The 24,004-nt window shown below is 68.7% G+C and carries 23 protein-coding genes; 4 read left to right on the top strand and 19 right to left on the bottom strand.

What is annotated here, in order from left to right; all coding sequences use genetic code 11:
- Positions 1-759, top strand: coding sequence for a helix-turn-helix domain-containing protein (locus tag ACYVJH_RS07225; RefSeq protein ID WP_460453935.1), 759 nt, complete (start codon positions 1-3; stop codon positions 757-759).
- Here the strand turns inward: ACYVJH_RS07225 and ACYVJH_RS07220 are convergent, their stop codons facing one another.
- The 14 genes from ACYVJH_RS07220 to nirK all read right to left on the bottom strand — a co-directional run bounded on the left by ACYVJH_RS07220 (position 760) and on the right by nirK (position 13,401).
- Positions 760-1,650 (bottom strand): pseudouridine synthase, encoded by an 891-nt coding sequence (locus ACYVJH_RS07220; protein WP_460453934.1) that lies wholly within the window; start codon positions 1,648-1,650, stop codon positions 760-762.
- Complete coding sequence (locus tag ACYVJH_RS07215) at positions 1,651-2,364, bottom strand: sulfite exporter TauE/SafE family protein (protein ID WP_460453933.1); 714 nt, start codon at positions 2,362-2,364, stop codon at positions 1,651-1,653.
- Positions 2,364-2,558 carry a cbb3-type cytochrome oxidase assembly protein CcoS gene (gene ccoS / locus ACYVJH_RS07210; RefSeq protein WP_460453932.1) on the bottom strand — a complete coding sequence of 65 codons (195 nt, stop codon included), beginning with the start codon at positions 2,556-2,558 and terminating at the stop codon, positions 2,364-2,366. The genes ACYVJH_RS07215 and ccoS overlap by 1 nt, the downstream gene beginning before the upstream one ends.
- Positions 2,555-4,927 carry a heavy metal translocating P-type ATPase gene (locus ACYVJH_RS07205; RefSeq protein ID WP_460453931.1) on the bottom strand — a complete coding sequence of 791 codons (2,373 nt, stop codon included), beginning with the start codon at positions 4,925-4,927 and terminating at the stop codon, positions 2,555-2,557. Before ACYVJH_RS07205 ends, ccoS begins: the two co-directional genes overlap by 4 nt.
- Entirely contained in the window at positions 4,924-5,421 is a 498-nt protein-coding gene (locus tag ACYVJH_RS07200) for a FixH family protein (protein WP_460453930.1), read from the bottom strand. The genes ACYVJH_RS07205 and ACYVJH_RS07200 overlap by 4 nt, the downstream gene beginning before the upstream one ends.
- Entirely contained in the window at positions 5,421-6,974 is a 1,554-nt protein-coding gene (locus tag ACYVJH_RS07195) for an RdxA/RdxB/FixG family protein (protein WP_460453929.1), read from the bottom strand. The genes ACYVJH_RS07200 and ACYVJH_RS07195 overlap by 1 nt, the downstream gene beginning before the upstream one ends.
- A 3-nt stretch (positions 6,975-6,977) precedes the next feature.
- Entirely contained in the window at positions 6,978-7,271 is a 294-nt protein-coding gene (locus ACYVJH_RS07190) for a hypothetical protein (protein ID WP_460453928.1), read from the bottom strand.
- A complete protein-coding gene (gene ccoP / locus ACYVJH_RS07185) occupies positions 7,268-8,191 on the bottom strand; it encodes a cytochrome-c oxidase, cbb3-type subunit III (RefSeq protein WP_460453927.1) in 924 nt (307 codons plus the stop codon). Before ccoP ends, ACYVJH_RS07190 begins: the two co-directional genes overlap by 4 nt.
- The gene (locus ACYVJH_RS07180; protein ID WP_188660463.1) at positions 8,188-8,331 is read right to left on the bottom strand and encodes a cbb3-type cytochrome oxidase subunit 3; all 144 of its coding nucleotides are present in this window, start codon (positions 8,329-8,331) and stop codon (positions 8,188-8,190) included. Before ACYVJH_RS07180 ends, ccoP begins: the two co-directional genes overlap by 4 nt.
- Before the next feature lies 1 nt (position 8,332).
- Positions 8,333-8,938: a cytochrome-c oxidase, cbb3-type subunit II gene (gene ccoO / locus ACYVJH_RS07175; RefSeq protein WP_460453926.1), complete on the bottom strand. Its 606-nt coding sequence runs from the start codon at positions 8,936-8,938 to the stop codon at positions 8,333-8,335.
- A 9-nt stretch (positions 8,939-8,947) separates the two neighbouring features.
- Positions 8,948-10,390, bottom strand: a complete 1,443-nt coding sequence (ccoN, locus tag ACYVJH_RS07170) for a cytochrome-c oxidase, cbb3-type subunit I (protein WP_460453925.1) — start codon at positions 10,388-10,390, stop codon at positions 8,948-8,950.
- 114 nt (positions 10,391-10,504) lie between these two features.
- Positions 10,505-11,092 (bottom strand): SCO family protein, encoded by a 588-nt coding sequence (locus ACYVJH_RS07165; protein ID WP_460453924.1) that lies wholly within the window; start codon positions 11,090-11,092, stop codon positions 10,505-10,507.
- Between the two features lie 12 nt (positions 11,093-11,104).
- Positions 11,105-11,869, bottom strand: coding sequence for a formylglycine-generating enzyme family protein (locus ACYVJH_RS07160; RefSeq protein ID WP_460453923.1), 765 nt, complete (start codon positions 11,867-11,869; stop codon positions 11,105-11,107).
- Positions 11,870-11,871: 2 nt separating this feature from the next.
- Complete coding sequence (nirK, locus tag ACYVJH_RS07155) at positions 11,872-13,401, bottom strand: copper-containing nitrite reductase (protein WP_460453922.1); 1,530 nt, start codon at positions 13,399-13,401, stop codon at positions 11,872-11,874.
- 243 nt (positions 13,402-13,644) lie between these two features.
- Between nirK and ACYVJH_RS07150 the strand changes: the two genes are divergently transcribed.
- The 3 genes from ACYVJH_RS07150 (at position 13,645) to fabB (ending at position 16,825) form a co-directional block, all read left to right on the top strand.
- Positions 13,645-14,850 (top strand): alginate export family protein, encoded by a 1,206-nt coding sequence (locus ACYVJH_RS07150; protein WP_460453921.1) that lies wholly within the window; start codon positions 13,645-13,647, stop codon positions 14,848-14,850.
- Between the two features lie 251 nt (positions 14,851-15,101).
- Entirely contained in the window at positions 15,102-15,617 is a 516-nt protein-coding gene (gene fabA / locus ACYVJH_RS07145) for a 3-hydroxyacyl-[acyl-carrier-protein] dehydratase FabA (protein WP_460453920.1), read from the top strand.
- Between the two features lie 2 nt (positions 15,618-15,619).
- The gene (fabB, locus tag ACYVJH_RS07140) at positions 15,620-16,825 is read left to right on the top strand and encodes a beta-ketoacyl-ACP synthase I (protein ID WP_460453919.1); all 1,206 of its coding nucleotides are present in this window, start codon (positions 15,620-15,622) and stop codon (positions 16,823-16,825) included.
- Positions 16,826-16,831: 6 nt separating this feature from the next.
- On the opposite strand, the gene ACYVJH_RS07135 is transcribed toward fabB, so the two are convergent.
- The 5 genes from ACYVJH_RS07135 to ACYVJH_RS07115 all read right to left on the bottom strand — a co-directional run bounded on the left by ACYVJH_RS07135 (position 16,832) and on the right by ACYVJH_RS07115 (position 23,842).
- Positions 16,832-17,872, bottom strand: a complete 1,041-nt coding sequence (locus ACYVJH_RS07135) for a PLP-dependent cysteine synthase family protein (RefSeq protein WP_460453918.1) — start codon at positions 17,870-17,872, stop codon at positions 16,832-16,834.
- A complete protein-coding gene (locus tag ACYVJH_RS07130) occupies positions 17,869-19,800 on the bottom strand; it encodes a pyridoxal phosphate-dependent decarboxylase family protein (protein WP_460453917.1) in 1,932 nt (643 codons plus the stop codon). The genes ACYVJH_RS07135 and ACYVJH_RS07130 overlap by 4 nt, the downstream gene beginning before the upstream one ends.
- Entirely contained in the window at positions 19,797-20,198 is a 402-nt protein-coding gene (locus ACYVJH_RS07125; protein WP_460453916.1) for a SirB2 family protein, read from the bottom strand. The genes ACYVJH_RS07130 and ACYVJH_RS07125 overlap by 4 nt, the downstream gene beginning before the upstream one ends.
- Before the next feature lie 10 nt (positions 20,199-20,208).
- Positions 20,209-21,414 (bottom strand): NnrS family protein, encoded by a 1,206-nt coding sequence (locus tag ACYVJH_RS07120; RefSeq protein ID WP_460453915.1) that lies wholly within the window; start codon positions 21,412-21,414, stop codon positions 20,209-20,211.
- A gap of 142 nt (positions 21,415-21,556) precedes the next feature.
- Positions 21,557-23,842 carry a nitric-oxide reductase large subunit gene (locus ACYVJH_RS07115; RefSeq protein WP_460453914.1) on the bottom strand — a complete coding sequence of 762 codons (2,286 nt, stop codon included), beginning with the start codon at positions 23,840-23,842 and terminating at the stop codon, positions 21,557-21,559.
- Positions 23,843-24,004: the final 162 nt, after the last annotated feature.

The raw sequence follows: 24,004 nt of genomic DNA, 5'->3' as shown, positions 1-24,004 counted from the left end.
ATGACGGCAGAAGTACTCGACCTCGACCGGCTGCGGCGCAGCTGCGCCCAGTGCTCGCTGCACGTCTTGTGCCTGCCGGCCGGCATCGGCGGCCGCGACCTCGAGCAGCTGGACGAAATCGTGCGCGCGCGTCGGCCGCTGGAGAAGGGCGACACGCTGTTCCGTTCCGGCCAGGCGCTCGGGTCGCTGTACGTTGCCCGTGAGGGTGCGTTCAAGACCGTGGCCATCGATGCCGAAGGCGAACAGCAGGTGGTCGGCTTCCACCTGCCGGGCGAGCTGATGGGCCTGGACGCGATGGGCACCGGCAAGCATGCCTGCGAGGCAGAAGCCCTTTCACCGGCCAGCGTCTGCGAGATCCCGATGGGACAGCTCGAAGCGGTCTGCCGACAGGTGCCCGGGCTGCAGCACCAGCTTCTGCGCATCATCGGCCAGGGCATCAACCGCGACCAGTCGCACCTGGAAATGCTGGGCCGGCGCCAGGCGCACGAACGCGTCGCGCTGTTCCTGCACGGCCTGTCCGAACGCTACAAGTTGCTCGGCAAGCCGCACGACGTGTACACCCTGCCGATGAGCCGCGAGGACATCGCCAGCTACCTGGGCCTGGTCATCGAAACGGTCAGCCGCACCCTGACCAAACTCCAGGACGAAGGCGTCATCGCCGTGCGCGGCCGCCAACTGAAGATCCTCGACCGGGCACGGCTGGATGCCCTGGTGCATGCGCCGGCCGCGCCCTCCGGCAAGTCCCGCGAGCTGCGTTGATCAGCCGGGGAGCTGCCGTGCGCTGCAAAATCTTCTCGGGCCGCCGTTGAGCGGGTCGATGAATGAAAGTCGTTTCGCCAGCAGCCGCAGCGGCGCCGAATAGTCGCCCGGCGGGCGGTGGTCAACCAACGGATACAGCCTGTCATTGGCGATCGGCGCACCCAGCGCCGCCATGTGCAGGCGGAGCTGGTGCTTGCGGCCGCTGACCGGCGTCAACGCATATCGCCAGTCCGCGTCCCCGCGTTCGATGACGTCCATCTGAGTTTCACTGTTCGCCGGGCCGTCGACTTCCTGCATCCGGAAGAAGGGTTCGCCGGCGACGATGCGGCTCCTGCGCACGCAGGGAAAGCTCAGGTCGGGAAGGGCTGGCGCTATCGCTTCGTACAGCTTCTGGATTCGCCGCTCGCGGAAGAGCGCCTGGTAACGTGCGCGCGACTGCGGGTTGGTCGAAAACAGGACCAGCCCGGCGGTTTCGCGATCGATACGATGCAACGGCACCAGGTCCGGGTTGCCGGTGCGGCGGATCAACCTGCCCAGCAGGGTTTCATGCACGTGGGCACCGGCCGGCGTGACCGGCAGGAAATGTGGCTTGTCCGCCACCAGCAGGTGTTCGTCGGCGTGCAGCACGGCTTCCTCGAACGGGATCCGCGGTTCGTCGACCACCTCCCGGTAGTAGTGGACTTCCAGGCCGACGCGGAACCGTGTCTCCGGCGTGATCCGGCGACCTTCGTCGTCCAGCACGCGCCCACGCGCCATCCGGTCCAGCCAGGCCAGCCGAGGCACCGCGGGGAAGCGCTCGCACAGGCAGTCGAGCACCGTCGGCCAATCGCCCGGCGGCAATTGCAGGGTGCTGGCGGCAAGACCGTCGTGGCCGGGCGGGCGATTGGGCATTCAGATCGAACGACAGCCCAGGGCTTCGAGCACCGCATGGATCGCCGGCTGGCCGGCCAGCCAGGGGCCCGCCATCGTGACGATGCCGGCCAGCGCCACCAGCGCGGCCGCGCCATAGCGCCAGGCCCGCTTGGCCAGCAACTGGCCCAGGCGTGCGCCGCTCCAAGTGACGGGCACCATGGTCGCCATCGTGCCGATGCCGAAGCTGGCCATCACCAGGGCGCCGTGCAGGGCGCTGGCTTCCAGCCAGGCGGCCACCAGCACCGTGCTCGAAAGCCCGCAGGGCAGCCAGCCCCAGAGCAGGCCCTGGGCCCAGGGTCGCCAGGGGCCGTGCGCGGGAAGCTTCGATTGCAGGGGACGCAGCCACGTCCAGAACCAGGCGCCGCCGCGCGAAAGGAAACCGAGCTTGTGCGGCCACAGCAGGCGCGCCGCGACCAGGATCAGCACGCCGCCCATGGCCATGCGCAGGCCGGTGGCCAGTGCGTCCGAGCGTGCGAGCAGCAGCAGGCCGCCGCCGAATGCGCCGACCAGGGCGCCGGCGAGGGTGTAGCCGAGCACGCGGCCACCGTTGAGCGCGAACGCGGTGCCCAGGCCGGGCTTCGGCGCGGTGGCGGCCAGGCCGGTGGCGATGCCACCGCACATGGCGATGCAGTGCACGCCGCCCAGCAGCCCGGTCAGCAGTGCCGCGCCCAGCACCAGCAGGTCGACCGGCATCAGTCGGCGTCGCGTTCGCCGCGCTTGTCGCGCGCTTCGGGGTCCGGCGCCGGCCGATCGTCTTCGCGCAGCATGTCCAGCGCCGGGGTGTCGAGGTCGTCGAACTGCCCGCGTTTGACCGCCCACAGGAAAAACCAGATCGCCGCGCCAAGCAGCAGCAGCGAAACCGGAATCAGGGCGAGCAGGATGTTCACGCGGGTATCCCCTTGTTGCGCCCCAGGCGCAGGGCGTTGGCGGTGACGACCAGCGACGAGGCGGCCATGCCCAGCGCCGCCAGCCCGGGGCCGACCAGGCCCAGCGCCGCCAGGGGCAGGGCCACGACATTGTAGGCCAGCGCCCAGCCCAGGTTCTGTCCGATGATGCGGCGGGTGCGCCGGGCCAGTTGCACCGACTGCGGCAGGCGCATCAGTGATGCGCCTGCCAGCACCAGGTCGGCGGACCGATGTGCGAGCGGCGCGCCGCCGGCCATCGCCACCGACACGTCGGCGCCTGCGAGCACCGGCGCGTCGTTGATGCCGTCGCCCACGGCGAGTACGCGCCGACCCTGCGCCTGCAGCGCGCGCACGGCGTCGAGTTTGTCTTCCGGCGATTGCCGGGACGCGAAGTCGTGGATGTCCAGGCGAGCGGCAACGGCGGCGAGGCTCGCCTCGCCATCGCCGCTGAGCAGGCGCGGCGACAGGCCCAGTGCACGCAGGCCGGCAATGGCGTCGGCGGCATCCGGGCGCACGGGATCGCTGGTTTCGAAACGGGCGAAGCCGGTGCTGCCGTCACCCAGCCACAGCGCGCCGTCGTCGCTGCGGCCGGCGGCGAATTCGGCGCGTCCCAGGCGATAGGCGCGCCCTTCCACCTCGCCCTGCACGCCGTGGCCGGGCAGGGTGCGCACGGCGCTGGCCAGGGGCACGTCCTGCATCGCGAACGCCAGGGCCAGGGGGTGGCCGGCGTTGGCCTCGAGCGCGGCGGCGATGCGCCGCCAGTGGCCGATGTCGCCCTCGATGGCCTGCGCGTCTTGAAGGCGCGGCTGGCCCAGGGTCAGGGTGCCGGTCTTGTCCAGCACCACGACGTCGGCGCGGGCCAGGCTTTCCAGGGCATCCGCGCCCAGGGCCAGCACGCCCCAGCGCGCGAGCGTGCCGTGCGCCGTGGCCAGGGCGGTGGGCACGGCCAGGGACAGGGCGCAGGGGCAGCTGACCACCAGCACCGCCAGCGCGATTTCGAAGGCGCGTCCGGGCTGCACCTGCCACCAGATGCCGAACACGATCGCCGCGGCGACGAACAGCGAGACCACGAAGCGCTGCGCCACGGCGTCGGCGAGGCGCGCGATCCGCGGCCGCGTGGACTGCGCCCGGTCGACCGCACGCACCAGCTGCGAGAGCCGGGTATCGGCGCCGGTGCGGGTCACGCGCAGCCGCAGCGGTGCTTCGCGGCAGGCGCTGCCGGCATAGAGCATGTCGCCCGCTGTCTTGGCCACGGCCGCGGATTCGCCGGTAAGCAGGGATTCGTCCAGCGCCGCGGCGTCGTCGATCAGCTCGCCGTCGGCGGGCACCGTGTCGCCGGCGCCGACCTGCAACACGTCGCCGGTGGCCAGCGCCGAGACCGGCACCTGTTCGCGCCCCTCGGCGATTTCGCGCCAGGCCAGGGCCGGCTGCGCGCGGGCCAGGGTGTCCAGGCGCGCGCTGGCCTGCCGGCGCGCCATGCGTTCGAGGAAACGCGCCGCCAGCAGGAACAATACGAACATCACGGCGGCATCGAACCAGACGTGGGCGCCGCCGCGCAGGGTTTCCACCAGGCTGGCGAAATAGGCCAGCAGCACCGACGTCGCCACCAGCGTATCCATGCCCGGGCGGCGCTGGCGCAGCTCGGTGGCCATGCCGGCCAGGAAGGGCCAGCCGGAAAAGAACACCACCGGCGTGGACACCAGGAAGGTGATCCAGCGGAAGAAGTCGCGCGTCGCCGGCGCCATCTCGTTGGCGGTGTCCAGGTAAAGCGCCTCGGCGAACATCATGGCCTGGGTGGTGCCCAGGGCGGCGACGCCCAGGCGGGCGATCAGGCGATTGCGTTCGCGCCGGCGTTCGCGCTCGGCGGCTTCGCCCTGGGCCAGGTGGGGCCGGTAGCCCAGGGATGCCAGCCGCGCCAGCACGCGCGACAGCGGGGTGCGCCGGGGATCCCAGGCGATGCGCACGCGGCCGGTGACGGCATTGGCGCCGGCGTCGCTGACCCCGGGTTCGCGGCGCAGGGCATGGTCGATCAACCAGGCGCAAGCCGCGCAGTGCATGCCCTCGCAGACCACGGTGATCTCGCGGCCCTCCGGCGTGTCGATGACGTGGCCGGACTGCACGTCGGCGCGGTCCCAGGCGCTGTAGTCGGCGGGAGCCAGGTCAACACGGGAACCGGTGGCGTCGCGCAGCCGGTAGTAGTCGCCCAGTCCGGCGTCGCGGATCCAGCGGGCGGCGGCACCGCAGCCGGCGCAGCAGACGTCGCGCTCGGCGCCTTCCAGGCTGACCCGAACGGGGGCGGCGGGCAGGGGCTCGCCGCAGTGGAAACAACCCGACTGTGCCGACGCGGTCACGGCGCCGCGAGTGCGGGCGCCAGCGTGACCTCGGTGTCGCCCGGATGGTAGCGACCGACCAGCCGCCAGCTGCCGTCGTCGGCGACCAGGCGCAGCTGCCAGACGTGCGTGGATGCGACCGGGCCGTCGGTGCGCCATCCCTGGGGGTCGGGCCGCAGGCTCAGCTGGCGATCGAAGGAGGACTCAAGCGGATGCACCAGCTGCAGCGTGGGCGCGCGCGGGCCGGTGGCCTGCCCCAGGCGCAGCAGGGCGCTGTCGGCTTCGATCACCAGGGTGGCGCCGAGGCCGCGGCTGGCGGCCTGGGCATCGGCTTCGATGGACGCCACCTGCACCTGGGCGGTGCGCCGCACCGGGTCGGGGTCGGCATCGACGGCGCTGTTGCCCGAGGCCACCACCAGGGTCCAGACGCCCGCGACGATGGTGGCAGCCGGTATCGCCAGCACCAGCCAGAGCACCGGGTTGCGCGAGAAGGACGACGTCTTGGGCGTATCCATCAGAAGGGCCCGAAGAAGCGGGTTTCTTCGGTTTCGCTCACGCCCGGCTCGGACGACTCGACCACCAGGTCCAGGTCCACCCGGCCCTTGGCCAGGCCGGCGGGGGCACGCAGGGTGATCGGCACGGTCAGCACCTCTTCGGCCCGGGCGTGGTGCACGGCGCCGGCTTCGACCAGGGTGATGCCTTCCGGCCCTTCGATGCGGATGGTGAAGTCACGGGGCGCGATGTCCTTGTTGACGATGCGTACGGTATACGCGTTTTCGATGCTGCCGTCGGCGGCCGTGCGGTAGAGCGCGTTGCGGTCGCGCATGACGTCCACGATGAGCGGGCTGCGCTGGGCGATGCCGGCCGCGAAGCCGATCGCCAGCGCCACCAGCAGGCCTGCGTAGATGAGCACGCGCGGGCGCAGCAGGCGCAGGTGTTTGCCTTCGACCGCGTTCTGCGAGGTGTAGCGCACCAGCCCGCGCGGATAACCCATCTTGTCCATCACCATGTCGCAGGCATCAACGCAGGCGCCGCAGGCGATGCACTCGTACTGCAGGCCGTTGCGGATGTCGATGCCGGTGGGGCAGACCTGCACGCAGATGGTGCAGTCGATGCAGTCGCCCAGGTCCTCGGGCGAGTTCACTTCCGGCGGCGGCGGCAGGCCGTGCTGGGCGTCCACCACCAGGCCGGTGGTGGCACGCGCGCCGGCCTGCAGGTCGGCGGCGCTGCGGTGCTGGGAGGCATGCACCACGGCGCTGGTGGCGACGTCCAGCGGCAGCAGGCCGCGGGCGCGTTCGAGCACGCTGGCCAGCTTGCCCTTCTTGCGCGGCCCGCGCGGTTCGCCGCGCAGTGGGTCGTAGGCGATGATCAGGGTGTTGCGGTCGAACATCGCGCCCTGGAAGCGCGCGTAGGGGCACATGTACTTGCAGACCTGTTCGCGCAGCACGCCGGCATTGCCCCAGGTGGCCAGTGAGTAGAACAGTACCCAGAAGATCTCCCAGCCGCCCCACTCGAAGGGCGACAGGCGCGCGGCGAGGTCGCGGATGGGGGTGAAGTAGCCCACGAAGGTGAAGCCGGTCCAGAGCGCGAACACGAGCCAGAGCACGTGCTTGGAGCCCTTGCGCAGGATCTTCTCGCGGGTCCAGGGCCCGGCGTCGAGCTTCATGCGCTTGTTGCGGTCGCCTTCGGTCCAGCGTTCCATCCAGATGAAGACTTCGGTCCACACCGTCTGCGGGCAGGCGTAGCCACACCACAGCCGTCCCGCGACGGCAGTGAAGAAGAACAGCGACAGGCCGGCCATGATCAGCAGCAGCGCCAGGTAGAGGAAGTCCTGCGGCCAGAACACCAGTCCGAACACATAGAACTTGCGCGCCGGCAGGTCCCACAGCACCGCCTGGCGGTCATCCCACTGCAGCCAGGCGAAACCGTAGTACATGCCGAGCAGCCAGATCACCGCGGCCTTGCGCAGGCGCTGGGTCAGGCCGTCCTGCTCGCGCGGGTAGACCTTCTTTTCGGCGACGTAGAGCGAGACCTCGTCGACCAGTTCGCTGGGAATCTTGCGCGCCATGGCTCAGTCCCTGGCCAGGGGCTTGTTGAAGCGGCTCGCGGGCCGCAGCAGGATCCAGGTGAACAGGCTGCTGGCCGCGGTGCAGGCCCAGAACATGAAGAAGCCGATCGTGTAACCCAGGCCGCGGCTGATCTCGACTTCGGGGAAGGTCAGGTCGCGCAGCAGCAGCGGGTCGACGAAGGCGAAGAACACCATCGTCGCCACGCCGGCGGCGAAGAAGCTGGGCCAAAGGATCGCCCCGAGCCGCTGGGCGAGCGGTCGGGGCGGATGGTCGAAACGGTCGGCGGGCTGGTTCATGGGGCGTCGGGCGGCTCCGCGTCCTGGCCATGCGACAGCGTCCAGACGTAGGCACCCACCAGGCGGCTGCGGGTTTCGCCGATGATCGGGCCATGCGCCGGCATCATGCCGCTGCGTCCGCTGCGGATGCCCTCGCTGATGGTCGCGAAGTCACTGCCGTACAGCCAGGTGTCGTCGGTGAGGTTGGGCGCGCCCAGGATCGGATTGCCCTTGCCCTCGGCACCGTGGCAGGCGGCGCAGACGCCGGCGTACTTGGTCTTGCCGGCTTCGGCCAGGGCCGGGTCGGCCTTGATGCCCGACAGGCTCTGCACGTAGGCCGCGACTTCGGTGACGCCGACGTCGCCGCCGATCGCCGCACCCAGCGCCGGCATGGCCGCCTGGCGGCCGTCGACGATGGTGGCGAGGATCTGCTCGGGCGCGCCGCCCCAGAGCCAGTCGCCGTCGGTGAGGTTGGGGAAACCCTTGGCGCCCCGGGCATCGGAACCATGGCACTGGGCGCAGTGGTTCTGGAACAGGCGCGCGCCGAAGGCCAGGGCTTCTTCATGTTGCGCGACCTCGTCGATGGGCATGCCGTCGAAACGCCCGAAAGCGTCCGCCAGGCGGGCGTCGGCCTCGGCCTTGTCGGCGTCGTGCTCCTTGGCCGAGGTCCAGCCGGAGGTGCCGGAGAAGTTGCCCATGCCCGGGTACCAGACCAGGTAACCCACGGAATAAACGATGGTCAGCCAGAACAGGATGATCCACCAGCGCGGCAGCGGCTTGTTGTATTCGGTCAGGTCACCGTCCCAGACGTGGCCGGTGGTCTCGGAGTCGTTGCGTGCTTCGTCGCCGCGACGCTTGGACGTCCACCACAGCAGCCAGGCGCAGCCGACGATGTTCAGGACGACGAGGAAAATGACGTATAGGGACCAGCCGGTAGTCATGGGGTGTTCTCGCTCTGGTCTTCTTCCAGGGGCAGTCGGGCGGCGGCGTCGAACTCGGGCTTGCGCTTGCGGCTGTAGGCCCAGGCGACGCCGACCAGGAACAGGATGAGCAGCAGGACGGTGGAAATGCCGGCGATCATGTCAGTTCACCGGCGCGTGTTTGCCGAGGCCCTGCAGATAGGCGATCAGCGCGTCCATTTCGGACTTTCCGGTCACCGCCGCGGCGGCGCCCTCGATGTCTTCGGCCGTGTACGGGTCGCCCAGGCGCTGCAGCGCGCGCATGTTGCGCTTCACCACGCCGGGGTCCACCGGGGTTTCGGCCAGGAAGGGGTAGCCGGGCATGTTCGATACCGGCACGACGTCGCGCGGGTTGATCAGGTGCACGCGGTGCCAGTCGTCGGAGTAGCGGCCGCCGACGCGGGCCAGGTCCGGGCCGGTGCGCTTGCTGCCCCACTGGAAGGGCCGGTCGTAGACCGATTCACCGGCCAGCGAGTAGTGGCCATAACGTTCGGTTTCGTGGCGCAGGGTGCGGATCATCTGCGAGTGGCAGTTGTAGCAGCCCTCGCGCACGTAGATGTCGCGACCTGCGAGCTCCAGGGCCGCATAGGGTTTGACGCCGGGGATCGGCTTGACGGTCTCGGCCTGGTACATCAGCGGCACGATTTCAGCCAGGCCGCCGAAGCTGATGGCGATCGCGATCAGGATCGCCATCCAGCCGACATTGGTTTCGATCTTTTCGTGGCTCATGTCGGGTCCTCAGGCGTGCGTCTGGGCGGCGGGCGGCAGCACCGGCGATTCAACCGCACCCTTGGCGAGGCGGAAGGTGCGCACGGTGTTCACGCACATCAGGGCCATGCCGGCGATCACCAGCAGGCCGCCGAGCAGGCGCACCAGGTAGTAGGGGTAGTTGAACTGCACGATCTCGGCGAAGGCGTAGGTGAGCGTGCCGTCGTCGTTCGCGGCGCGCGCCATCAGGCCCTGGTAGATGCCGGCGATCCACATCGACACGGTGTAGAGCACCACGCCGATGGTGTGGATCCAGAAGTGCTGGTCGATCATGCGGATGCTGGCCATTTCCTTCAGGCCCAGGCAGCGCGGGATGAGCATGTAGATCGAGCCGATCGAGATCATGGCCACCCAGCCCAGCGCACCCGAGTGCACGTGGCCGATGGTCCAGTCGGTGTAGTGGCTGAGCGCGTTGACGGTCTTGATGGACATCATCGGACCTTCGAAGGTGCTCATCATGTAGAACGAGATGGCGACCACGAGGAACTTGATGATCGGGTCGGTGCGCAGCTTATGCCAGGCACCCGAGAGGGTCATGATGCCGTTGATCGCACCACCCCAGCTGGGCGCCAGCAGGATCAGCGAGAACACCATGCCCACCGACTGCACCCAGTCGGGCAGTGCGGTGTAGTGCAGGTGGTGCGGGCCGGCCCACATGTACACGGCGATCAGCGCCCAGAAGTGCACGATCGACAGGCGATAGCTGTAGATGGGGCGGTTGGCCTGGCGCGGCACGAAGTAATACATCATGCCCAGGAAGCCGGCGGTCAGGAAAAAACCGACCGCGTTGTGGCCGTACCACCACTGCACCATCGCATCCACGGCGCCGGAGTAGACCGGGTAGCTGTGCATCAGCCCGGCCGGCATCGCCAGCGAGTTGACGATGTGCAGCAGGGCCACGGCGATGATGTAGGCGCCGTAGAACCAGTTGGCGACGAAGATGTGCCGGACCCGGCGCTTGGCGATCGTGCCGAAGAAGATGAAGCCGTAGGCCACCCAGACCAGGGTGATCAGCACGTCGATCGGCCAGGCCAGTTCGGCGTATTCCTTGCCTTGGGTGAAACCCAGGGGCAGGGAAATCGCCGCGGCCACGATCACCGCCTGCCAGCCCCAGAACACGAAGGCCGCCAACTTGTCCGAGATCAGCCGCACGTGGCAGGTGCGCTGCACCACGTAAAGGCTGGTCGCGAACAGGGCGCAGCCACCGAACGCGAAGATGACCGCGTTGGTATGCAGCGGCCGCAGGCGGCCGAAGCTGAACCAGGGCAGGTCGAAGTTCAGGGAGGGCCAGTACAGCTGGGCGGCGATGATCACCCCCACCAGCATGCCCACCACGCCCCAGACCACGGTCATCACTGCAAATTGCAGTACGACCTTGTCGTTGTAGGTTTCCACCTTGTTGTCCAGCGTCATCGGAGCTTCCCCGTTGTCTTGGCCGTCATTATCCGCAAGCCCGCGCGACGCCGGATTGACCTTGGTCAAGCTGCGGGCGCCACCTCCGTGCCTGTGCGTGCCGGCGAGGCCGGCTCAGCCCGCCGGCTTGGCCAGTGCGGCTTTCACGGCGGCCACGAAGGCCGGGTCCGGCACGCTGCCCAGGGTTTCCGTGCGGGCCAGAATCCGGCCCTCGCCATCGAGCAGCACCAGGGACGAGGTGTGGTTGAACTCGCCGTCGGCCAGGGGCCGGTAGCGGATGCCCAGGACGGCGGCCAGGCGGCGCACGCCGGCGGATTCGGTGCGGGCCAGGGTCCAGCGATCCGCGTCCAGGCGACGCTTGTCGAAGACCTGCTTGAGCGCCGCGGGATCGTCGCGGGCCGGGTCCAGGCTGACCAGCAGCAGGTGCAGGCGGGCACGCTCGTCCGGGGCCAGGGCGTGTTCGACGCCCTTGGCGCTGTCGATGATCAGCGGGCAGACGTAGCGGCAGGACGTATAGAACATCGCCACGACGCGCACCTCGCCGCGGCCGTCGGCGAGCCTGAAGTCGCGGCCGGCCTGGTCGGTATAGGTGTCGGCCAGGCGGTAGACGGAGTCCCCGGGCAGTTCGGCGGCGGTGGCCGCCTGCAGAGGGCCCGCCGCCAGGGCAAGCAGGAGCCACAGTGCGAAATGCCGGGTCTTCATTGGGTAGTTTCCTTAGATGTCGCGCGCGCAGCGAAAACCGAGGTTGCCGGTGGTGTCCTCGGCCTGCAGGGCCGAGAGCATGGCCACGCGCATCAGCACGGCGTAGTTTTCGCGGTCGTCCATGGACAGGGCGCCGGCACCGCAGAACTGCAGTTTGTCCGGGTCGCCCTGGTCGCGGTTGTCGGGAGAAACCAGCATCGCGGCGTAGTCGTCCACCCACTCCCAGACCAGGCCGTGCAGGTCCTGGACGCCGTTGACGTCGGCGGGACCCTGGCCGACATCGGCCAGGCCGCGGTTCGAAGGCCGGGAATACCAGGCCAGGATGCGCTCCCGCCAGGCCGGATCCTTGCGGGCGTCCGCGCGAGTTTCATCGGCGGCGGCCGCAAATTCCCATTCGGTCCAGGTCGGCAGCCGCGCGCCCTGGGCCTCGCAGTAGGCCTGGGCGGCGAACCAGCTGACATTGACCACAGGTTGGGCCGGACCCGCCCCGCCCAGGTCGGTGGGGCCGGCCCAGTGCTGCAGGTAGCGCGCTTCGGCGAACAGTTCCGGGGCCTTGCCGCGCTGCCAGTCGGAGTGGCTGCGGACGAAGTCCAGGAACTGGGCGTTGGTGACCGGCCGGTTCTGGAGCTCGAAGGGCGCGACCTTCAGCACGCCATTGGTGTCCTCGTAGCGCAGCACCGAGGAGAATTCACCGCCCGGCAGCCGGGCCCAGTCCTGCCCGGCGGCGACGCCGGGCAGGGGAAGCAGGGCCAACAGCAGGACACAGGCCGTTTTCATGCTCAGTGCGCCGCGCCTTCGCCGCGTTCGGTGCCGGCACGGACCTTCGCCACGTCTTCCTTGCTGACCTGGCCACCCGGGTTGCCCCAGCTGTTGAGCGCGTAGGTGAGGATGTTGGCCACCTCGTCGTCGGTCAGCTGGCTCATCGGCGGCATCACCGAGGTGTAGTCCTGGCCGTTGACCTTGATCGGGCCGGACAGGCCGTTGAGCACGATGGTGGCCAGTTCGTTGTGCGAACGGGTCATCCAGTCGGACTTGGCCAGCGGCGGGAACACGCCCGGCATGCCGGCGCCTTCGACGCCGTGGCAGGTGGAGCAGGTGCCGGCGAACAGCGCCTTGCCTGCCGCGACCTGGCCCTCCAGGGTGAGCGTTCCCGAGGCTTCGGCGGCGGCCGCGTCGGCCACCGGCTGCATGCTCGCGGCCTTGTCGCCCAGGTACACGTGGTCGACTTCCTTGCCCGAGTAGATGCTCTTGTCCTCTTCGCCAGCCACCTGGAGGATGCCCAGCGCGCCCTTGTTGAAGGCGCGGAAGATCGAGTGGTCGACCAGCACGTAGCTGCCCGGGACCTCGAGGTGGAAGTCGGCGATCATGGCGCCACCGGCCGGGATCAGGGTGGTCTGGACGTTTTCCTGGTAGCGGGTGCCACCCTCGTACCAGACCTTGTCGAAGATCTCGCCGATGACGTGGAAGCTCGACACCAGGTTCGGGCCGCCGTTGCCCACGTACAGGCGAACGTTTTCCCCGATGTTGGCCTTGATCGACTTGTCGCCGGTGAGTGCGTTCTCGGAGCCGTTGAACAGCACGTAGGTGGCGTTCTCGTCGATCGCCTTCTGCATGTCGAAGGGGGCGTGGCCCTTCTCGCGGAACTTGGTGGTGGTGTAGAAGTCGCCCTGCATCACGTAGAACTCCTTGTCCACCGGCGGCATGCCCTCGGGCGGCTCGACCAGGATCAGGCCGTACATGCCGTTGGCCACGTGCATGCCGACCGGCGCGGTGGCGCAGTGGTAGACGTACAGGCCGGCATTGAGCGCCTTGAACGTGAACTGCGAGCCATGGCCCGGTGCCGTGAACGTCGAGGCCGCGCCGCCACCTGGGCCGGTGACGCCGTGCAGGTCGATGTTGTGCGGCATCTTCGAGTCGGGGTGGTTGTTGAGGTGGAACTCCACCGTGTCACCCTGGCGCACGCGGATGAAGCTGCCCGGCACGGTGCCGCCGAAGGTCCAGAAGGTATAGGTGACACCTTCGGCGATCTCCAGGTCGACCTCGCGTACTTCCAGTTCGACCCTCACCTTCGCGGGATAGTCGCGGTTGGTCGCCGGCGGCACGTGCGGCGGGGACGTGAGCACGGCGTCGATCATTTCGCCCTGTGGCGGGCCGAAGTCGCCCTTGCGTGATCCGCCGGTATCGGTCGAGCCGGCGGCGCGCTTGGCGACCACCGCTTCATGGGCGTCGAGATCAGCGTTGGGATTGTCGCGGCAGCCGGCCAGGGCCAGGGCGGCGGCGATGGAAACGACGAGCAGTGCGCGCTTCATGAGCATGTCTCCGGTAGTAGGTCGTTCAGCAATTCAATGCCGACAGCTTGCAGCGGAGTAACGTGCCCTTCCCTGACGCACGTCAAGAAAAACCCACGGCGGGCAGCATGCACCCCCTTCCCGCGGATGTGAACCCGGCGGGAAGCGGCAAATGCTCCCCTGCTTGATCTGGCTCAGTGGCAATACGCGCTGACAGGCGCACGCTCGCGACGACCCGATACGGGCCTGCTTCGGAAGTCCACCATGAACCTCAAGACCTGCATCACGCTTGCCCTGGCCGCCGCCGGCCTGTCGCATGCGGCCTTTGCCGCCCCGGCCGGGGATGGCTGGTCCGGCCATCTTCGTTATCGCCATGAGGCGGTGGACGACGCGGCGTTCGCCCGCGACGCCAGCGCCGACACCCTGCGCCTGCGCCTTGGCTACCGCCAGGCGCTGGGCGGCGCCTGGTCGGCGGGAATGGAACTCGAAGGCATTGCGGCCCTGGATGACCGCTACAACTCCACAGCCAACGGTGAATCCAGCTATCCGGTGGTGGCCGATCCCGCGTCCCTGGAAGTGAACCAGGCCTGGTTGCGCTGGCAGGGCTCGAAGGCTGGCGCGACGCTGGGCAGGCAGCGGCTGCTGCTCGACAACCAGCGTTTCGTCGGCAACGTCGGATGGCGCCAGAACGAGCAGACCTATGACGGCCTCGCGGCGGATTTCAGTCCGCGCGAGGGATTGCTGCTTCGCTACGCCTGGCTCGACCGCGTGCACCGCGTGTTCAGCGACGAAGCGCGCGACCCGCTGGCCCGCGAACGTCGGCTGGATGCCCACCTGGCCAACGCCAGCTGGCAGACGGCCGCGGGCAATGTCGTTGCCTATGGTTACTGGCTGGAGGACGAGGACGTGGCCAGTGCCTCCACGCGCACGCTGGGCCTGCGCTGGACCGGCAGCCGCAAACTGGCCGCGACGACGCTGGGCTGGACCCTGGAAGCCGCGAAGCAGCGCGACCACGCGGGCAATCCGCTGCGCGTGGACGCGGACTATTTCCTGGTCGAGCCATCGGCGAGCGCCTGGGGTCTCACCTGGAAACTTGGCTGGGAACGCCTGGGTGGCAACGGCAGCACGGCCTTCCAGACCCCGCTCGCGACACTGCATGCGTTCAACGGCTGGGCGGACAAGTTCCTGGTGACGCCGGCGAACGGGCTGGACGATCGTTATGCGTCGGTGTCGGGCAAGTTCGGCAGCGGGCGGCTCGAGGACAAGCTGGGTTGGACGCTCGCTTGGCACGACTTCAGCGCCGACCTTGGCGGCGGCGACTACGGCCGGGAGTGGGATGCGTCGCTGTCGTTCCCGCTGCCGGCCGGGCTGACGGGACTGCTCAAGGTGGCTGACTACCAGAGCGACGGCTTCGCGCGCGACACGCGCAAGCTGTGGCTGCAGGTGGAATGGGCGTTCCCCTCACGCTAGCGGCGGGTCCCTCGGTGTCGTGGCGTCCCGGGCCGGAGGCGACGACACCGCGCGCGACCCGCCGCTCGATTCGGTGCCGCCGGGGGCGATACGACGCTGTTCCTGCCCTTTGTTTTGTTCGCGGATCGGGCTCGGGGCTTCAACATACGCCGCAGCATGGAAACGCCGGCGTACGGCGAAATTACTTGATACCCGACGGTGCATGACGCACATTGGTCGACGAAAATTCGCATCTTCCCTGATAGTCCCCCATGAACGTGCCTCAATCCTTCGATCGCAGCCAGCTCCTGGAGTGCGCCAGCGGCGCCATGTTTGGCCCGACAGGCGCGCGCCTGCCGTCCGACCCGATGCTGATGTTCGACCGCATCACCGAGATCAGCGAAACCGGCGGCAAGCATGGCAAGGGTTACATCCGCGCCGAGCTCGACATCCGTCCGGACCTCTGGTTCTTTGCCTGCCACTTCACCGACGACCCGGTGATGCCGGGCTGCCTGGGGCTTGACGCCATGTGGCAGCTGGCCGGTTTTTTCCTGCCCTGGCTCGGCGAGCCGGGCCGCGGCCGGGCGCTGGGCGTGGGCCAGGTGAAGTTCACCGGCCAGGTGCTGCCGACCGCGAAGCTGGTGACCTATGAGATCGACATCCGGCGCGTCGTGCGCGGCCGCCTGAAGATGGTGATCGCCGACGGTCGCACGCTCGTGGACGGCCGCGAAATCTATACCGCCGAAGAGCTCCGCGTCGGCCTGTTCACCTCTACCGAAGGCATGTAGTCATGCGGCGCATCGCGATTACGGGCATGGGCATCGTCTCGTGCCTGGGCAACCAGCTTGATCGGGTTTCGGCGGCGCTGCGCAGCGGCCTATCCGGCATCCGGCGCGACGAAGCGGCGGTTGAAGCCGGCCTGCGCAGCCAGGTGTCCGGCGCGCCGGACATCGACCTGCCGGCCCGCATCGACCGCAAGGTCCTGCGCTTCATGGGCGACGGCGCTGCGTTCGCGCACGTGGCCATGCAGGACGCCATAGCCGATGCCGGCCTCGACGATTCGCAGGTACGTTCGGATCGCACCGGGCTGTTCGCCGGCTCGGGTGGCGGTTCGACCCAGTGGCAGGTGGAAGCGGCGGACCTGCTGCGCAACCGCGGCGTGCGCAAGGTCGGCCCCTACATGGTGCCGCGCACGATGGGTTCGACGGTGTCGGCCAACCTGGCCACGGCTTTCGGCATCCGCGGCGCCAGTTATTCGATCTCGGCCGCCTGCGCCACCTCGGCGCACTGCATCGGTGCCGCGGCCGACCTCATCCGCGCCGGCCGCCAGGACATCATGTTCGCCGGCGGCGGTGAAGAACTGCACTGGTCGCTGAGCCTGCAGTTCGACGCAATGGGCGCGCTGTCCACGCACCACAACGAAACGCCGGCCACGGCCTCACGCCCCTACGACGCCACCCGCGACGGCTTCGTCATCGCCGGCGGTGGCGGCATGCTGGTGCTCGAGGACTATGAGCACGCGCTGGCCCGCGGCGCCCGCATCCACGCGGAGCTGCTGGGTTACGGCGTCACCTCCGACGGCGCCGACATGGTGGCGCCCTCGGGCGAAGGCGCGGTGCGCTGCATGCGCATGGCGATGCAGGGCGTCGAAGCACCGATCGATTACCTCAATACCCACGGCACCTCGACCCCGCTGGGCGATCTGGTCGAACTTCGGGCGGTGCGCGAAGCCTTCGGCGAGACGGTGCCGCCGCTGTCGTCCACCAAGGCGCTGTCCGGGCACTCCCTGGGCGCAGCCAGCGTGCACGAGGCGATCTACTGCCTGCTCATGATGCGCGATCGGTTCATGGCCGGCTCGGCCAACATCGGCACGCCCGATCCGCAGACCGAAGGCTTCCCGATCCTGCGCGAAAGCCGCGAGGCGACGCTGCGCACGGTGATGTCCAACAGCTTCGGTTTCGGCGGCACCAACGCCTGCCTGGTCTTCGGCGCCTGACAATCGTCAGTTTGCGCTGAATCGCGCATCGGCCAGGCGGATTCCCCGTCGGGCCAGCCAGGCTTGGTCGAACAGCGTGTCGGCGTAGCGTTCGCCGCGGTCGCAGAGCAGGCTGACGATGGCGCCACCTTCATCCCGCTCGCGCATGTTGGCGGCCAGCCGCAGGCAGGCCACCAGGTTGGTGCCCGAACTGCCGCCGTAGCGCCGTCCCAGGGCGCCCTCCAGCCACCAGCAGGCGGCGATGGAATCGGCGTCGTCCACTTCTTCGACCGCATCGACCACGTCGTAGAGGAAGCCCGGTTCGGCGTGGCCGCGGCCGATGCCTTCGATCAGGGTGGGTTGGCGCGCGACGGCGTCGGGTTCGCGCGTGCGCCAGCCCACCGCGAAAGCGCCGCCCGTGGGTTCGGCCACGCAGACGCGGCTGTCGAGGCGGCGGTAGCGCAGGTAGCGCCCGAGCGTGGCCGAGGTGCCGCCGGTGCCGGCGCCGCAGACCACCCAGGTCGGCTCCGGCTCGGGTTCGAGAGCCATCTGGGCAAGGATCGATTCGGCGATGTTGTTGTTGCCGCGCCAATCGGTGGCGCGTTCGGCCAGGCCGAACTGGTCGAGGTAACACAGGCCTTCGGTGGCGGCCCGTTCGCGCGCAACCGCGCTGGCGTCCAGGCCCGGCGGCAGCAGCACGCATTCGGCGCCCAGCGCGCGGATCAGGCGCACCTTGGCCGGCGCGGTGCAGTCCGGCATCACCGCCTGGAAACGCAGCCCCAGCAGGCGCGCGAACCAGGCTTCTGAAATCGCGGTGCTGCCCGACGAGGCATCGATGACGCCCTGGCCCTCGTGCAGGCGGCCGTTGCACAGCGCGTACAGGTAAAGCGAGCGCGCCAGCCGGTGCTTGAGGCTGCCGGTGGGATGCGCGGCTTCGTCCTTGAAGTAGAAGCGGATGCCCGGGAAGGCCGGCAGGTCCAGGCGCAGCAGGTGGGTGTCGGCCGAGCGTGCGGCTTCCTGGGCCAGGCAGGCCAGGGCGTGCTTGAGCCAGGCGCGTCCGGTGCTCATGCCGGCACCGCGTCGATCAGCGCCATGGCATGGCGTTCGAGGTAGTCGAAATACATCTCCAGGTAGCTGATGCCGTTGCCGGTGTCGAGCAGGAAAGGATTCATCAGCGTGTGGCGCAGGATCACCAGGCGGTCGTCGTCCTCGCCGCCGGCGTCGAGCGTGGCCGGGTCCAGGCCCAGGCCCAGGGCCGCGAGCGCCCGGGAGGTTTCCTCGGCGCCCATCACCTCCGGCCGCAGCGTAGTCATCGAACCGAAGAACTCGCGCGCCTGCACCGGCTGGCGCGGGTCGTAGCTGAGGCTGCGATGCAGGGCGCGCACGAACCGGTTCATCGTGGCGACGTCGCCATTGCCGGCGGGGTTGAGCGCCAGGCAGATCAGGTTCGAGTCGGGTTCGAAGGGCAGCTTGCAGACCAGTCGTCCTTCCATGCGCGCCGCGAAGCGGGTGGCGGCGGTGCGGAAGGCTTCCGTGGCGAGGATCGATTCGCGCGGCAGGATGCCGAAGTTCTCGTGGTCCAGGGGCAGCACCTGGTGGGTGACGTACACGGCGGCCGCGGCCGCGCCGGGTTTGGAGCCTTCCGGGATGTAGCGGCCCAGCTGCCGGAATCGCTGGAAGTAGTCCGGCGTTTCCTCGTTGCTGAAGACATAGTCGGCGTCTTCGGCCAGCAGCTGCATGGCGCGCTGGTCACGGCACAGGAAGGCGCCGGCGCCATAGGGGATGTAGCCGAGCTTGTGCGGGTCGACCGTGATCGAATCGACCCGGCCCAGCGCGGCCACGGCGGCGTGCACTTCCGGGGCGGGGAAGTCGCGGAATTCTTCGTGCATGTCCTGGATCGGGCGAAGGCTGCCATCGGGCTTGCGGAACAGCGTGCACAGGTAACCCCCCCAGGCGGCGTCCACGTGCACCGAGAAACCAAGCCCCTTGCCAGTCCAGCGATCGCGCGCAGCCACCAGGTCATGCAGCGGGTCGACGGTGCCGAACTCGGTGCTGCCGAGCACGCCGACCACCATCAGCACCGGTTGGCGCTCGCGCTGGCAGCGGCTGAGCATGTCTTCGAGCGCGTCGGTGTCCGTGCGCATGCCACGTTCGGGCACCAGCTCGAGCTGGGCGCGGCCCAGGCCCATCAGCTTCATGCCCTTGGACCAGGAATAGTGGGCGGTGACAGGTGCGAGAACCCGCGGCGATCCGAGTTCCGGGTGGGCATTGAAGAAGCCGGCCAGGCCCAGGGTCTCGAGGCGATGCCCGGCCAGCAGATCGCGCCAGCGGCGTCGTTCGCGCGGCGGGTTGGTGGCCAGGAAGGCATGCCATTGATCAACCAGCAGGACGACCTCGGACGTCGGCAGATTGAAGGCGCTCCAGTCGTCTTCGGGCAAGGCCATGCCCGGTGGTGCCGCGGCACGCAGCGCCACCGGGAAGGCCTTGCAGGCCAGGGCCAGGCGAAGCGCCTGGAAGTTGGCCAGGGTGCCGCCGGACGTGAGGTGGCCGAAGGCGCAGTCGGGCCGTGCAGGATCGTCGACGAAGCCGAACATCCGGGCCAGCTGCAGGCCGGCCTTGAGCTCCATGTCGATCGTCACCGGCGCCGCGTCGATGCTCACGTTGTTCGGGTTGTAGGGCAGGGTGAGGAACTGCGCGGCCAGGCCGGGCAGCAGCAGGTCGGACACCATGTGGCCGATATAGCGCGGACTGTGGAAGGGAACCGAACGCTTGAGCGCGGCCGACAGCGCATGCAGCTCCCGGCGCATGCGCGCCTCGAAGTCGCGATAGGCCGGCTCGCCGGCGGCCCCGGTGGGGATGGCCGGCGGGTCCTCGGGATGGAAGTTCCGGCGCCAGTAAACGTGGTCGCGCAGGAACTCGACGACCAGTTTTTCCAGCAGGGCGTCGTTTTCGCCGTAGGGACCCAGGAAGCAGGGATGGATGGAGGGTGAGGTCATGCCGCCAGCCCCTGCAGGATGCCCAGCGGATGATGGGCACGGGCCACGAAATACATGAAGGCGAAGGTCGCCAGCGCCGCGACGTAGAACAGCGCCCGCGACCGCCGGCTGCGCGCGCGCTTGAGCGCCAGGCTTCCCAGCACGACGTAGAGAACCAGCAGCGCCAGCTTCACCGACAGCCAGGGCACCACGAAGGGATTGAGCTTGAGCGCGGTCAGCAGCATCAGCGCCGCCGTCAGCAGTACGGTGTCGATGGTGTAGCTGAGGTAGCGCAGCGGGGCCGCCATCGCCCACTTCACGCCGCCCAGCACCAGCGCACCGCGTACCGCGAACAGGCCGACGCTGGCCAGCACCGCGGCGATGTGCACCATCTTTATCTGGATGTAGAACGCGATCATCAAAGCTTCCTCAGCCCGGGCGCCCGTCGGCGCGCGGGGTGGCGTAGATCCATAGCGAGCGCAGCACCCAGGGCAGGAACACCAGGACCCAGCCGATGCCCGCGGCCAGGAACCAGGGCGCCGGATTGGCCGCAAGCTCGGTGCCCACGCGCAGCACCGCGACCCCCTGCATGCCCATGAAGGCCAGCGCCGGCACCTTGCCCAGCACCAGCGGACGGCCCGAATGGCCCTGGGTGACCCGCGTCACCATGGCCACCAGCAGGCTGCCGAAGAATCCGATGGACACGGCGTGCACCGGCCCGCGGCCAAGGGTGAATTCGCCGGTGCCCAGGAACCAAAGGCTCTGTGCGGCGTACAGGGCCAGCGCGATCGGCAGCCAGGCGTAGCCGAAGAACAGCACGCGCAGCAGCGCCGGCGCCTTGCCGCGCGGCCACCAGCGCCACAGCGTCAGGGCGGCGATGGCCAGCAGCGGCAGGTCCACCAGCCACAGCCACTGGTAAAGATGCGCCAGCTCGAGCGCCAGGTGGCCCAGCCAGAGCGGCCAGCTCACAGCCAGCAGCCACATGGGCCGCCACGACCGGTAACCCGCCACCACGTTGCTGGCGAAGAACGGGAACATGCGGTGCGCCACCGTCGAATAGACCGGCACCAGCAGCCCGAAGGTGCCGATCTTGAGCATCGCGAAGGCCAGGCGCGGCTCCTGAGGGACGTGCAGGTAGGCGACGAAACACAGCAGCCCGGCCAGGCCCATCAGCAGGCCGACGAAGCAGGACACGGCATGCCAGTTGCCGCTGCGGTCGCGCAGCAGCCAGCCAGCCAGCACGGCCATCGCGGCGGTCCAGCCGGCCAGGGTATTGACCACGCCGATGTGCAGCAGCAGCGCCGAACCGGCCAGCAGGCCGGCCAGGGTGAGCGCCTGGCCCAGCACCAGGCCCAGGCCCACCGGCAGGTAGTGCCAGCGGCTGGCATCGGTCTGGGCCATCCAGCGTGGAAAGACCGTCAGCAGGAAGCCAAAGATGAAGGTCGGCAGCACTTGGTACTGCATGACGAAGGCATGCATCCAGCCGGCCGGCACCGTCGGCGTGGGCAGCAGCCCGCCCAGCCAGCCGGTCCACCAGGCCATGGCCGCCAGCACGTTGGCGGCGCCGATGAAAAACAGCAGGCGGTGCGGTGCGGAAGCCAGCGGTAGCGAAACGGGGAAGGGGGCGACGGCCATGTCGGGGTCCTGGAACCAGCGTGGCCTTACTGTCGCCCGGGCGGCCGCACGTCGCCTTGACGCAAGTCATTCGCATCGGCAATGGCCAAAAAAAGGGGCCACCGAAGTGGCCCCGAACATCACGCATCGGAGATCCGAAGGGTCAGCGCGCGGTTTCGGTCGCTCCATCGGCCGGGACTGGCAGCGGCGCCGTGCGCGGGGCGATCCACAGCCGCAGCACGAACCAGGCCAGGGCCAGGGCGCCGACGCTGAAGATGGTGTCGCCCGGCACGCGCATCCACACCAGCATGTCCACGATCGGCTGCTGCATGAAATCGGCCGAACGGGCGAACCAGTAGCCGTGGTTCATCGCCGCGTTCACCTGCAGGATGCCCAGCGGCAGCAGGGTGAACAGCGCCATGCCGACCAGGCCGATGTTGAGCGACCAGAACGCGGTGCGCAGCGGCGCCTCGGGCCAGATCGCCTGCGGCTTCATGCCGCGCAGGCAAAACAGCATCAGGCCGATGCCCAGCATGCCGTACACGCCGAAGAGCGCGGTGTGGCCGTGCAGCGGGGTCAGGTTGAGGCCCTGCATGTAATACAGCGGCAGCGGCGGGTTGATCAGGAAGCCGAACAGGCCGGCGCCCACCAGGTTCCAGAAGGCAACCGCCACGAAGAACAGGATCGGCCACTTGTAGCGCTGCATCCACGGCGTTGCCTTGCCCAGCTTGAAGGTGTGGTAGGCCTCGAAGCCGATGTAGGCCAGCGGCACCACTTCCAGCGCGGAGAACGAGGCGCCGATCGCGATTACCGCGGTCGGGGTACCGGTGAAGTACAGGTGGTGCAGGGTGCCAAGCACGCCGCCGGACATGAAGACGATGGTGGCGAAGAGCACGGCGACCGTGGCCGTCGTGGTCTTGATCAGGCCCAGCTTGGTGAACAGGAAGGCGATGACGGCCGTGGCGAACACTTCGAAGAAGCCTTCGACCCACAGGTGCACCACCCACCAGCGCCAGTATTCGACCATCGACAGGTGGGTGTGTTCGCCCCACAGCAGGCCGGCGCCGTAGAACAGGCCGATCGCCACGGTGGAGAGGAACAGCAGCGTGGTGATGGACTTGGACTCGCCGCCCATGCGGATCGCCGGCACCAGGCAGCGGCCGACCAGCGTCAGCCAGATGCCCAGTCCCAGGAACAGGAACCACTGCCAGAAGCGGCCCAGGTCCACGTATTCCCAGCCCTGGTGGCCGAACCAGAAGTTGTTCGCCAGGCCCAGCTTCTGCATCACCGCGAACCACTGGCCCGCGAACGAACCGACCACGATGATGATCAGGCAGACCCAGAGCACGTTGACGCCCAGTGCCTGGTACTTGGGTTCATGGCCGGAAATCGCCGGCCCGATGTACAGGCCCATGCCCAGCCAGGCGGTGGCGATCCACAGCACCGCCAGCTGCGTGTGCCAGGTGCGGGTAAGCGAGTAGGGCAGGATTTCGGACAACGCGAAACCGTAGAAGTCCTGGCCCTCGACCTGGTAGTGCGCGGTCATCGCGCCCAGCAGGATCTGGGAAAGGAACAGCGCAACCACGAGCCAGAAATACTTCGCGGTCGCCTTCATCGACGGTGTCACCTTCACGTCCGCCAGCGGGTCGGTCAGCGGCAGCTGCGGGTCCTCGTCGCGTTCGTGGTTGACGGCGTAGTGCCAGCCCAGCAGGGCGATGCCGGCGATCAGGAACAGCACGCTGAACACGGTCCACATCAGCAGGTTCGACGGGGGCTCGTTGCCCACCAGCGGGTCGTAGGGCCAGTTGTTGGTGTAGCTGATTTCCTTGCCGGGGCGCTGGGTGACCGCGGTCCAGGACGTCCACCAGTAGAAGGCGGTCATCTGGCGGCGGTGTTCGGCGTCGGCGACCGTGGACTCCTTCATCGCATACGCTTCGCGCAGCGACTTGGTGGCCGGATCGTTGCTGAAAAGGCTCTGGTAGTGCGCCGAGACGTTGTTGATCGCGGCCAGGCGGTCGTTGTCAATGACGATGGTCCCGGCGGTTTCGTCGAAGGTGTTGGCGCGCAGCATTTCCTGCAGCCGCGCCTCGAGCATGGCCTGTTCGGCCTTGCCCAGGGCGTCGAAACCGGGTGCGGAAAATTCGGCGCGGGCCCAGCGATCGACGATGTCGATGGCTTCGCGGTGCAGCCAGTCGGCGGTCCAGTCGGGAGCGACGTAACCGCCGTGGCCCCAGATCGACCCCAACTGATGGCCACCGATGGACTGCCAGACGACGCGGCCGGTCTGGATGTCGTCGCGGGTGAAGACGACGTCGCCGGAGGTGGTGACCACCTTTTCCGGGATCGGTGGCATGACGCGGTGGATCTCGCTGCCCACCCACAGCAGGGCGGAAAACGAAACCACCAGCAGGGCGGCGAGGCCCAACCACAGTTTCTTGGTACTGCTCATGACGGCTCTCCTGACAGGATGCCGCCATGCTCCGGCCCGGACGCCCCCCGGTCACTGACACAGGTCAAGTGACCCCGCCCTTTGCCCTTGCCCTTGCCCTTGGCCTTCGGCCAAGCAGGGCGTCGCCCCCGTTTGTCCCGCGGGTGGAGGCGCCGCGCCTTC

Source organism: Arenimonas aestuarii (genome assembly GCF_054781715.1).
Note: the sequence above shows the minus strand (reverse complement) of the source record. Positions and strands in the feature narration are given on the sequence as shown.